The 11,462-nt window shown below is 54.7% G+C and carries 12 protein-coding genes; 4 read left to right on the top strand and 8 right to left on the bottom strand.

Translation table 11 applies throughout. The features are described from left to right. Window positions 1-19: 19 nt before the first annotated feature. Together ACR0CW_RS18825 and hrcA are read right to left on the bottom strand one after the other, a co-directional pair. Window positions 20-583, bottom strand: coding sequence for a nucleotide exchange factor GrpE (locus tag ACR0CW_RS18825; protein ID WP_155144165.1), 564 nt, complete (start codon window positions 581-583; stop codon window positions 20-22). A 10-nt stretch (window positions 584-593) separates the two neighbouring features. Then, on the bottom strand, window positions 594-1,658 hold the full coding sequence (gene hrcA / locus ACR0CW_RS18820; RefSeq protein ID WP_480788949.1) for a heat-inducible transcriptional repressor HrcA: 1,065 nt from the start codon (window positions 1,656-1,658) through the stop codon (window positions 594-596). Window positions 1,659-1,770: 112 nt separating this feature from the next. Between hrcA and rph the strand changes: the two genes are divergently transcribed. From rph to ACR0CW_RS18800, 4 genes are read left to right on the top strand one after another with little or no spacing between them, the layout of a single operon-like run. Beyond that, entirely contained in the window at window positions 1,771-2,484 is a 714-nt protein-coding gene (gene rph / locus ACR0CW_RS18815; protein WP_480788948.1) for a ribonuclease PH, read from the top strand. Beyond that, window positions 2,481-3,095 (top strand): RdgB/HAM1 family non-canonical purine NTP pyrophosphatase, encoded by a 615-nt coding sequence (gene rdgB / locus ACR0CW_RS18810; RefSeq protein WP_155144159.1) that lies wholly within the window; start codon window positions 2,481-2,483, stop codon window positions 3,093-3,095. Before rph ends, rdgB begins: the two co-directional genes overlap by 4 nt. Beyond that, window positions 3,085-4,239, top strand: a complete 1,155-nt coding sequence (gene hemW, locus ACR0CW_RS18805; RefSeq protein ID WP_480788947.1) for a radical SAM family heme chaperone HemW — start codon at window positions 3,085-3,087, stop codon at window positions 4,237-4,239. The genes rdgB and hemW overlap by 11 nt, the downstream gene beginning before the upstream one ends. Window positions 4,240-4,242: 3 nt before the next feature. Continuing rightward, on the top strand, window positions 4,243-4,596 hold the full coding sequence (locus ACR0CW_RS18800) for a YbaN family protein (protein ID WP_480788946.1): 354 nt from the start codon (window positions 4,243-4,245) through the stop codon (window positions 4,594-4,596). Here ACR0CW_RS18800 and ACR0CW_RS18795 read toward each other — a convergent pair. The 6 genes from ACR0CW_RS18795 to rho are packed head-to-tail and all read right to left on the bottom strand — an operon-like array spanning window position 4,586 to window position 11,385. Further along, window positions 4,586-5,482, bottom strand: coding sequence for a ParB/RepB/Spo0J family partition protein (locus ACR0CW_RS18795; RefSeq protein ID WP_170335768.1), 897 nt, complete (start codon window positions 5,480-5,482; stop codon window positions 4,586-4,588). The genes ACR0CW_RS18800 and ACR0CW_RS18795 overlap by 11 nt on opposite strands. Window positions 5,483-5,502: 20 nt before the next feature. Then, the gene (locus ACR0CW_RS18790) at window positions 5,503-6,306 is read right to left on the bottom strand and encodes a ParA family protein (protein WP_170335770.1); all 804 of its coding nucleotides are present in this window, start codon (window positions 6,304-6,306) and stop codon (window positions 5,503-5,505) included. After that, complete coding sequence (rsmG, locus tag ACR0CW_RS18785) at window positions 6,299-6,919, bottom strand: 16S rRNA (guanine(527)-N(7))-methyltransferase RsmG (protein ID WP_480788945.1); 621 nt, start codon at window positions 6,917-6,919, stop codon at window positions 6,299-6,301. Before rsmG ends, ACR0CW_RS18790 begins: the two co-directional genes overlap by 8 nt. Next, window positions 6,916-8,784 (bottom strand): tRNA uridine-5-carboxymethylaminomethyl(34) synthesis enzyme MnmG, encoded by a 1,869-nt coding sequence (gene mnmG / locus ACR0CW_RS18780; RefSeq protein ID WP_480788944.1) that lies wholly within the window; start codon window positions 8,782-8,784, stop codon window positions 6,916-6,918. The genes rsmG and mnmG overlap by 4 nt, the downstream gene beginning before the upstream one ends. A 12-nt stretch (window positions 8,785-8,796) precedes the next feature. Beyond that, entirely contained in the window at window positions 8,797-10,083 is a 1,287-nt protein-coding gene (gene mnmE, locus ACR0CW_RS18775; RefSeq protein ID WP_480788943.1) for a tRNA uridine-5-carboxymethylaminomethyl(34) synthesis GTPase MnmE, read from the bottom strand. A 30-nt stretch (window positions 10,084-10,113) separates the two neighbouring features. After that, window positions 10,114-11,385: a transcription termination factor Rho gene (gene rho / locus ACR0CW_RS18770; RefSeq protein WP_155144147.1), complete on the bottom strand. Its 1,272-nt coding sequence runs from the start codon at window positions 11,383-11,385 to the stop codon at window positions 10,114-10,116. Window positions 11,386-11,462 lie beyond the last annotated feature (77 nt).

Below are 11,462 nucleotides of genomic sequence, written 5' to 3'. Positions count from 1 at the left end.
TCGTTTGAACTGAAATCGTTCAGCTTGCCGGGGTCGAAGATACCCCAACCTGCGCCGGGCGCAGCAGGCGGTCGTGCAGCATGAAGCCTTCGGCCGAAACCTGAATGATGTCACCAGCACGGGTGCCGGGGACCGGTGCCTCAAACATCGCCTCATGCACATTCGGATCAAACCGGTCACCAACCTCGGGCGTGATCACCTCGATCCCGTGCTTTTGGAATACGTCCTTCAACGCGCGCATGGTCAGCTCGACGCCTTCCAGAAGGGGTCCTGCCACTTCTTTCTGTTCGTCGGTTGCTGCCTCGAGCGCACGTTTCATGTTATCGTAAACCGGCAGCATGTCGCGGGCCAGTTTCGATCCGCCGTACTGTTCAGCATCCCGACGGGCCTTGTCACCACGCTTGCGCGCGTTTTCTGCATCCGCCAGTGCACGCATGAACTTGTCTTTGAAATCGTCCCGCTCAGCACGCAGCGCATCAATTTCCAGCGCCTCTTCGCTGATCTCGGCAAATTCCTCGGCCAGCTCTTCCGCCTCGGCGGTTGCGATATCGTCCAGAAAATCTTCGTTCTTGGGCTCTGCCATCTCTTACCCTCTAGCTCCGGTCGGAAATCAGCTTGCCGACCAGTTGCGCCGTATAATCCACGATCGGCACGATCCGTCCATAATTCAGACGTGTGGGTCCGATGACCCCGACCGCACCGATTATCTTTCGATCAGCGTTCATATATGGAGACACCACCAAAGAGGAACCCGAAAGTGAGAAAAGTTTGTTCTCAGACCCGATAAAAATGCGCACACCCTCGCCTTCCTCGGTCAATTCGAGGAATTCAGCGATGTCCTGCTTGCGCTCGAGGTCATCAAACAGCGTTCGGATTCGGTCCAACTCCTCAGCCTCGCCGGGTTCTCCCAGCAGATTCGCCCGCCCGCGCACGATCAAACGGGCTGAGTCGGTGCCGTCCCCATCCCAGGCGGCCATGCCACTTTCAACCATCTCACGCGCCAAAACATCGATTTCCTGCCGGCGCGCTGTGATCTGGGACTGCATCTGACGCCGCAGTTCACTGAGCGTGCGCCCTTCAATTAGTGCGTTCAGGAAGTTCGCCGCTTCGCGCATCGAACTGGGCGTCTGTCCCGGAGGAGGCGTAAACAGGCGGTTTTCAACATGCCCATCGGCAAAGACTAAAACCACCAAAGCGCGGTCGTGGGCCAATGAAACGAATTCGATATGCTTGATCTCGGATTCATGTTTGGGCGTCAGAACCAGCGATGCGCCATGTGTCACGTGTGACAAGGCCGAACCGACACGATCCAGCATTCCGCCCACATCGCCTGCATTAGAGCCTAATGTTTCGTCCAGCTTCTGCCGATCATCCGCGCCCAGATCACCCACTTCCAGCAATCCGTCCACGAACATTCGCAGCCCTTGCTGCGTGGGAATCCGCCCCGCACTGACATGCGGGCTGTCAAGCAAGCCGAGAAACTCCAGATCCTGCATCACGTTGCGCACGGTCGCGGCGCTGACCTTCTCCGACAAAGTGCGGGTCAGCGTACGGCTGCCAACCGGTTCTCCGCTGTCCAGATAGCTCTCGACGATCAGCCGGAACACTTCGCGTGACCGGTCATTCATCTCGTCCAGAATTTTGCGCGCTTCGCTCATGCGTCTTCCCCTGCTGGACCGGCATTAAATCGCAGGCAAATGAAAGGTCAATCGGGGTTGCATCCTAAGGCACGGGGACGTTATCCCCAACCCAGCAAACAAAGGATTTTCCATGCGACCCTCTGGACGAGATTTAAGCGAAATGCGCCCGGTTTCAATCGAAACAGGGTTCACCAAACATGCCGAAGGTTCCTGCCTTATCAAAATGGGCGACACCCACGTGCTGTGCACCGCCACGATCGAGGATCGCGTGCCGCCGTTCATCAAAGGCTCGGGTTTGGGCTGGGTCACTGCCGAATACGGTATGCTGCCCCGCGCAACCAACACCCGGATGCGGCGCGAGGCAGCCAGTGGCAAGCAAGGTGGTCGCACGGTAGAAATCCAGCGGCTGATCGGCCGCGCTCTGCGCGCCGGTGTGGATCGGGTTGCACTGGGCGAACGTCAGATCACCGTGGACTGTGATGTGATCCAGGCCGATGGCGGCACCCGCTGCGCTTCGATCACCGGCGGTTGGGTTGCGCTGCGTCTGGCCGTGAACAAGCTGATGAAAGCTGGCGACGTGATTTCTGACCCGCTGGTCGATCCGGTTGCAGCGGTGTCTTGCGGTATCTATGCAGGCCAACCGGTGCTGGATCTGGACTACCCAGAAGACAGCGAAGCCGGCGTCGATGGCAATTTCATCATGACCGGTTCGGGCAAACTGATCGAAGTTCAGATGAGCGCCGAAGGTTCTGTCTTCAGCCGCGCACAGATGGATCAGCTGATGGATCTGGCCGAAAAAGGCGTTGCCGAGCTGGCCGCTGCCCAAAAGGCTGCCACCGCATGACCCGCAAGTTCGACGGGGACAGGCTGCTGGTTGCCACGCATAACAAAGGCAAACTTGAGGAGATGACTCATCTCCTCGAACCCTTTGGTGTGACGGTTGTTGGCGCAGGTGAGATGAACCTGCCGGAACCCGAGGAGACCGAAGATACATTCGTCGGCAATGCCCGGATCAAAGCGCATGCCGCTGCCAAGGCCACCGGCCTGCCTGCCCTGTCGGACGATTCCGGGATTACCATCGACGCGCTGGACGGCGCGCCGGGTGTTTACACTGCCGACTGGGCAGAAACCGGCAATGGCCGTGATTTCCTGATGGCGATGACCCGCGCGCATAACGAATTGGAGGCCAAAGACGCCCCGCACCCGCGCACCGCTCAATTCCGCAGCACGCTGGTTCTGGCCTGGCCCGATGGTCATGATGAAGTGTTCGAAGGCGTCGCGCCAGGCCACCTTGTCTGGCCGATCCGCGGTTCCGAAGGGTTCGGCTATGACCCAATGTTTGTCCCTGACGGATACGACATTACCTTTGCCGAGATGGATCGCTGGGAAAAGAACAAGATCAGCCATCGCGGTCGCGCGGTGGAGATGTTCGTGAAGGGCTGCTTTGGCGGATGATTGGCGCAACGGGGGCTTTGGCCTGTATGTGCATTGGCCTTTTTGCGAGGCCAAGTGCCCCTATTGTGACTTCAACAGTCATGTATCCAAGAAAATTGATCAAAAACAATGGCTTGATGCATATCTGAGTGAGCTAAAACGCTCGGCATATGAAACGCCAGACCGGGTCTTGAATACGATCTTCTTTGGCGGCGGCACTCCGTCTCTGATGAACCCTGAAACTGTCGCAGCAGTGATTGATGAAGCGCGGGCCTTGTGGCGCCCTGCCAACGACATGGAAATCACGCTGGAGGCCAATCCCGGATCAGTCGAAGCTGGTCGCTTTGTCGCCTACCGTGACGCCGGGGTGAATCGCATTTCCATGGGTGTTCAGGCTTTGAACGACGAAGACCTGAAACGGCTCGGCCGCATCCACACAGTGGCTGAAGCGCGCGCAGCGTTCGATATCGCACGAAACTGCTTTGATCGCGTCAGCTTTGACATGATCTATGCGCGCCAGCATCAAACTGTAGAGGCGTGGCGCGCAGAATTGAACGAAGCACTTGCGATGGCTGTCGACCACCTGTCCCTTTATCAGTTGACGATCGAAGACGGCACCGCGTTCGGTGACCGCTATGCAATCGGCAAACTACGCGGTCTGCCCGAGGATGACAGCGCGGCTGACATGTACCTTGCGACTCAGGAAATCTGCGAAAGCCGCGGCATGCCAGCCTACGAAGTCTCGAACCATGCTCGGCCCGGAGCGGAATCTCAGCACAATCTGATCTACTGGCGCTATGGTGATTATGTTGGAATTGGCCCCGGAGCCCATGGCCGCGTCACATCACAAGGGCGCAAATTCGCAACTGAAACGCACCTGTCCCCGAATACATGGATAAATGCCGTCTCAGCAGGTTCCGGTGAATCCCATAGAGAAGAGCTCAATCGCTCAGATCAAGCCAATGAATACCTCATGATGGGTTTGAGAATTGCAGAAGGTCTAGATGTTGATCGTTTCAAAGTACTGTCTGGTACCTCTCTCGATCAGGACAAATTAGATGATCTCCGCGAGATTGGCATGTTGTGCCAGGAGGATAACCGTGTAAAGGCGACGAAAGATGGTCGCGCAGTTCTGAATGCCGTTATTCGGGAACTATTGGGGTAAAGCATGCAGTTTCTTTGGGCAGGATTGGGATTGCTTTGTGTTGCGCTGGCGGCAATCGGTGTAGTGCTGCCCTTGTTGCCAACGGTTCCCTTTCTCCTTCTGGCAGCTTTCTTTTTTGCGCGCTCATCGTCCCGCCTGCACAACTGGCTTTTGAGCCACAGAACATTTGGCCCCATGATCATAGATTGGCACCAATCCGGGGCAATTCGACCAGCCGCAAAAAAAGCGGCCACCATATCGGTCGCCGCTGTCTTTGGGTTGTCCCTGATTTTCTCAGTTCCGTCACATGTTCTGATCATTCAAGCTGTCGTACTGAGCGGCGTGATGATCTTTATCTGGACCCGGCCTAACGGCTGAGTTTCGCGCAAAGATCGTCCAGCTGATCAAGGTTTTCGTAGGTGAGAACTACCTGCCCTGTCTCAGTACCCGCCTTGTGGTTAATCGCAACCTTCATGGCCAGGATCGCAGAAAGGTCCTTTTCCAATGCCCGCGTATCCGCATCCTTGCCCGCATTCAGGTTCCGCGACTTTGGCGTAGGACGATCTGCATCACCTTGTTGCTGCTTTTTCACCAAAGCCTCGGTTGCACGCACTGACAAACCGTCACGGACAACAATTTTTGCCAGTTCCGACGGATCTTCTGCCGTAATCAACGCCCGAGCATGACCGGCAGACAGTTTCCCTTCGATTACAAGGGTTTGCACATCAATCGGCAATGATAGCAAACGCAGCAGGTTGGCGATATGACTTCGGCTTTTTCCCAAGGCCTCGGCCAGCTTTTCCTGCGTATGGCCAAATCGATCCATCAGCTGCTTATAGCCTGCCGCTTCTTCAACAGCGTTGAGATCCGCGCGCTGGATGTTCTCGATAATCGCGACTTCCAGTACTTCGGTATCGTCAAACTCGCGTATAATTACCGGGATATCGTGCAACTGCGCCATCTGCGCAGCGCGCCAGCGACGTTCGCCGGCAACAATCTCGTATTCGCTGTCGTTCACAGCGCGCACGATCAGTGGCTGAATGATCCCCTTTTCCTTAACCGACGCCGCTAGCTCATCCAGTTGTTCAGGGGCAAAAGTTCGACGCGGCTGATTTGGGTTGGCGCGAAGCTTTTCGATCGGAACTTTCATGTCCGGGCGGCGCGGTTCAGCAGAAACGCGGCCTTCAACATCCTGTGTGACATCCGCCATCAATGCGGACAGCCCTCGCCCCAAACCTCTGGGTTTTCCTTTCTTGGCGCTCAACTCGCCCTCCTGACAGCCGCTCAGGCGGCCACTTTGTTATTTTTATGCATGATCTCGCGCGCCAGATGCCGGTAAGCCATAGCGCCCAAGGACCCGGAATCGTATTGCAAAACCGGAAGCGCATATGATGGCGCCTCGCTGACCCGCACATTTCTGGGTATTTTGGTTTTAAATACCATCTCACCCAGATTGTCACGTGCGTCCTTTTCAACCTGACGGGACAAGTTGTTGCGGTTGTCATACATGGTCAACACAACACCTTCGATTCTGAGATCCGGGTTCGCGGTCTGCCGAACCTCACGAATTGTCAGCATCAGTTGTGACAACCCCTCCAGAGCAAAGAACTCACTTTGCAGTGGCACAAGGACGGAATGCGCCGCAACCATTGCGTTTACAGTGAGAAGATTCAGCGAAGGCGGACAATCAATCAGAACAAAGTCGAACGAGAACTCATCTATTGCAGTCTGTCTGAGCGCATCGTGCAAAAGATAGCTGCGCTTTTCATTGGAAATAAGCTCAATATCAGCCGAGCTAAGATCGACGGTTGCAGGAACCACATAAAGACCACCGATCTCGGTTTCCTGAACAACCGCTTTCAACGGGGCGTCGTCCAGGATCAGATCATAGGTCGTCCAATCCCGGTCTTCGACACCTAAACCTGTCGAGGCATTTCCCTGTGGATCTAGATCAACCACCAGAACCCTGCACCCTGCTTCGGCCAATCCCGCTGCCAGGTTTATCGCCGTCGTTGTCTTTCCCACCCCACCCTTTTGATTGGCAACCGCGATAATCCGGGGCCCTGAAGGGCGAGACAGATCAACCACGTGAGACTCCTTTGATCTTCAGGATAACGGCCTGGGGTTCAGTTAAACTTGTAATAGGCTCCGCTTCGAAATTCCATTCCTCGCGGGCATCAGACAGCTCTTTTTTCCAGATTGCGCCCTTTGGTAACAAAGCTGTGCCATTTTCTCCTAAATGCCTATCACAAAAGGACATTAATTGGCGCAGATCCGCCAACGCACGTGCAGACAGTATGTCGGCATTCAATGGTTCAACAGCTTCGATTCGTTTGGAAATCACTTTGCAGTTAGCTCCGCATTCTCGAGACACAGTTCTCAGAAAAGCGGATTTTCTCTGATCGCTTTCAACAAATGTAAACCGCGTTTCGGGTGAAGTCTCAATTGCCATGATTGCGCAGACCATACCCGGGAAACCCCCACCACTTCCCAGATCAACCCAGTGATCAACTTTGTCCGCAAGACGAAAGACTTGAACAGAATCCAGGATATGCCGATCCCAGATGTCTTCCAGGCTTTTGCGCGACACCAAATTGATCTTTGGGTTCCAACGAGCAACCAGATCGACGTAAATCGACAGGCGGTCTAATGTTTCACGTGAAACATCTAAACGCTTAACCGCATTGTTTTCAGAGATCATGCCTTGAGCGCTTTCTGTTCACGCCGCAATTTAGCAAGGACCAGCGTCAAAGCTGCGGGTGTTACACCTTCAACCCGCCCTGCCTGCGCTATGTTTGCAGGCTTCGCATTGGACAGCTTCTGCTTCATTTCCGTGGAAAGACCGTCCAGAGCAAAGAAGTCAAAATCGCGTGGAATTACATACGATTCATCCCGCTTCATTGCTTCGACATCGCGCTTCTGCCGTGCAATGTAGTTTGCGTATAAAGCATCCCGCTCTACTTGCCGACGAATGTCAGCTTCGGTTTCACCCAATCCCTCAACGAGAGGAAGCAGATCATCGAAGGTGACGTTCGGAAATGCCAAAATCGCCATCCCATCGCGTCGGTTCCCGTCCTGGTTAACCTCAATTCCAGCTGCGCGAATTTCTTTAGGCGTATAGGTTTGGTCTGTGAGCTTTCCCTTAACTTTATCAAGCTTATCCATCTTATTGTTGAATGAGGCCTGCCGTTCACTTCCAATGCAACCAATCTGACTCCCGATTGGCGTCAAACGTTGATCTGCATTGTCAGCGCGCAACGACAATCGAAACTCGGCGCGCGAGGTGAACATACGGTAAGGCTCTGCGACTCCACGGGTGGTCAGATCGTCCACCATCACTCCGATATAGCTATCGGCACGCGTGAAATGGACAGGATCTTTCCCTTGAACCTCCAACGCGGCGTTAAGACCAGCAACAAGCCCTTGGGCTGCTGCTTCCTCATATCCTGTGGTTCCATTGATCTGACCCGCAAGATATAGCCCAGGAATCTCCGGAAGAGACAACGAAGCAGTTAACACACGGGGATCGATGTAGTCATATTCGATGGCATAACCCGGCTGAAGAATCTCGGCCTTCTCCAATCCCTTTATCGATTGGACATATTCCACCTGCACATCCTGGGGGAGCGAAGTTGAGATCCCATTGGGATATATGGTGTGATCATTGAGCCCTTCTGGCTCAAGGAAGATCTGATGTGAATCCTTATCCGCAAATCGAACGATCTTGTCTTCGATCGAAGGACAATATCTCGGCCCCACACCATCTATATGACCACCGTACATCGCCGAGCGCGAGAGGTTCTTTTCGATTATTTCATGTGTCTTGGCGTTCGTATGTGTGATGCCACAAGCAATCTGTGGAGCAACAACGGTTTTGGACAGGAACGAAAACAAGGTAGGTTCTTCGTCACCATCCTGCCTTTCCAAATCTGACCAATCGATTGTCCGACCATCCAGACGTGGAGGTGTACCCGTCTTCAAGCGAGCCATAGGTAGTGAATAAGTATCCAGCCGCTCTGCCAGCTTTACAGATGGTCGATCGCCCATTCTACCACCGGGGCGAGATACATCTCCGATATGAATAACACCGCGCAGAAAGGTACCGGAGGTGAGAACTACTGTTTTCCCCGGGATTTCCGAACCATCCGCAAGCTTCACACCTGAAACACGGTTCTCATTCATCAGGAAATCAACAACTTCGCCGGTAATCACCGAAAGATGTTCACGATTTCGCGTCTCTCTTTGCATCGCAGCACGATACAAGGCTCGGTCTGCCTGAGCCCGTGGGCCTTGAACAGCAGGGCCCTTTCGACGGTTCAATAGACGAAACTGTATACCCGCCTGATCCGCAACACGCCCCATGACGCCGTCCAGTGCATCAATCTCACGCACCAGATGCCCCTTACCCAATCCGCCAATAGCCGGATTGCAGGACATCACACCGATATCTGTTTCTGACAAGGTTACCAAAGCAGTGACAGCACCCATACGGGCTGAAGCATGCGCGGCCTCAGCACCGGCGTGACCTGCACCAATAACAATGACGTCGAACTGTGAATGTTTCACGTGAAACACTCCTTACTTACCAAGGCAGAAGCTGGAGAATATCTCATCCAGAAGATTCTCGACATCTATTCTGCCAACCAAAGATTCAAGTGCCCGAATGGCTGTGCGCAACTCTTCGGCAGCAATATCATACAGGTCAGGTCCTGATTCCAGAACCGTTATAGCCTGGCTAAGCGCGTCCAGTGCTTTTGTCATTGCAACGCGGTGGCGTTCCCGGGTTGCAATACCAGTGCTTGTGGTTCGGTCAGACAAAACACGCGAAATCTGGGAAATCAGTTGATCAATCCCTTGCCCTGTCTTTCCCGAGATCCCGTTTTCACCACTGCCCCTGAGATCTGATTTAGGTAATACTTGCACATCTCCCGGCTGCATATCGACCCCAAGCTCAGTTGGGTCATCTGTCAGAAACACACGCAGGTCCGCTGTTTCAGCACGTTTCCGGGCCAGCGCTATACCCAACCCTTCGACATGATCTTCGGTTTCGCGCAATCCGGCAGTATCCAGAAGGGTAACTGGTAGCCCAGCCAAGTCCATTCGCACTTCAATCACATCTCGGGTGGTTCCGGCGTATTCAGACGTAATCGCTGCTTCCCGTCCTGCAAGAGCGTTCAGAAGCGTAGATTTTCCAGCGTTCGGTAACCCAACAATGGCGACTTCGAAGCCCGTACGAATACGCTCCGCAATCTTTACCCCGCGCGCTTCACGCTCCAGATCGCCCATTACCCCTGTAATCAGTTTGCGAACTTCTGGTGATACATCCGTTGGCACTTCTTCGTCGGCAAAATCAATCACTGCTTCCAACAGTGAAGCAGCCCGGATCAGATCCCGCCGCCAGCGTTCGGCCAGGTTCCCAAGTTCACCTGCCAGAATGGTCTGGGCCTGCTTTCTCTGCGCTTCGGTTTCGGCATCGATCAGATCTGCAAGGCCTTCGACCTGAGCCAGATCCATCTTGCCGTTTTCCAATGCCCGGCGGGTGAATTCACCAGGCTCTGCTATTCGCAGGTCTTCCATATCGGACAGGCAGCGCAACACCGCATTGACCGAAGCGGTGCTTCCGTGAATTTGCAGTTCGGTGACATCCTCGCCGGTAAAGCTTGCCGGTGCTGCAAAAGTCAGAACCAGCCCATCGTCCAACCGTGATCCATCACTTGTACGGAGCTCACGCAACCGCATTCCCCTGGGTGGTAAATCGGAACCAGTCAGCGCGCCCGCGGCTGCATGAGCCTGCGGGCCAGAGAGGCGGATGACCGCCACCCCTGCTTTGCCTTGTGCGCTGGCCAAGGCGAATATCGTATCCATTCGAAGGCCTCGCGTCGTTTAAGACCTGTGTCAGGTGTTCATCGAATCGAAGAACTCACCGTTCGTCTTCGTCTGTTTCAACTTGGACAGCAGGAACTCGATCGCGTCGGTGGTGCCCATCGGGTTGAGGATGCGGCGCAGAACGAAGGTCTTGGCCAGATCACCCTTGTCGACCAACAGGTCCTCTTTCCGGGTACCGGACTTGAGGATGTCGATCGCCGGGAACACGCGCTTGTCCGCGATCTTGCGATCCAGAACGATTTCCGAGTTACCGGTGCCTTTGAATTCTTCGAAGATCACTTCGTCCATCCGGCTGCCGGTGTCGATCAGGGCGGTGGCGATGATGGTCAGCGAACCACCCTCTTCGATGTTCCGCGCCGCACCAAAGAAACGCTTGGGTCGCTGCAGAGCATTTGCGTCCACACCACCGGTCAGAACTTTACCCGAGGATGGCACCACAGTGTTGAACGCCCTACCAAGTCTTGTGATAGAGTCGAGAAGGATAACAACATCTCGTTTATGTTCGACCAGACGCTTGGCTTTTTCGATCACCATTTCCGACACGGCCACGTGACGTGTCGCTGGTTCGTCAAAGGTCGAGGACACAACCTCACCCTTCACCGAGCGCTGCATATCGGTCACCTCTTCCGGGCGTTCGTCGATCAGCAGGACGATCAGATAGCACTCGGGGTGGTTTTGTTCGATCGAGTGCGCGATGTTCTGCAGGATCACCGTTTTACCGGTCCGCGGCGGCGCCACGATCAGCGACCGCTGACCTTTACCGATGGGGGCCACCAGGTCGATCACACGGGCCGACTTGTCCTTGATAGTGGGATCTTCGATTTCCATCTTCAGACGCTCATCCGGATACAGAGGCGTCAGGTTGTCGAACAGGATCTTGTGCTTGGCCTTCTCAGGATCTTCAAAGTTGATCTTGGTGACCTTGGTCAGCGCAAAGTAGCGCTCGTTATCATCAGGGGCTTTGATCTCACCTTCCACCGTGTCACCGGTACGCAGCGAATGCTGACGGATCATTTCAGGTGAGACATAGATGTCGTCCGGACCCGGCAGATAGTTCGCCTCAGGTGAGCGCAGAAAGCCGAAGCCGTCCTGCAGGACTTCCAGCACACCGTCACCGCCAACGGTCCAGCCCTCATCCGCGCGTTCGCGCAGGATCTGGAACATCATTTCGCCTTTTCGCATGGTCGAGGCGTTTTCGATCTCCAGCTCTTCGGCCATCGCCAGAAGGTCTTTGGGGCTTTTGGCCTTCAGGTCGGCCAGATTCAGGGATTCAGTTGTCATGATGATACGAACCTTGTCCGCATAGGTCGCGGCACAGAGTGGAAATTCAATACGGAAGATACGCCGCCCGGACGGGC

The organism is Ruegeria sp. CH6, assembly GCF_056537005.1.
The sequence above is the reverse complement of the archived record's forward strand: the minus strand, read 5'-3'. Positions and strand labels throughout refer to the sequence as shown.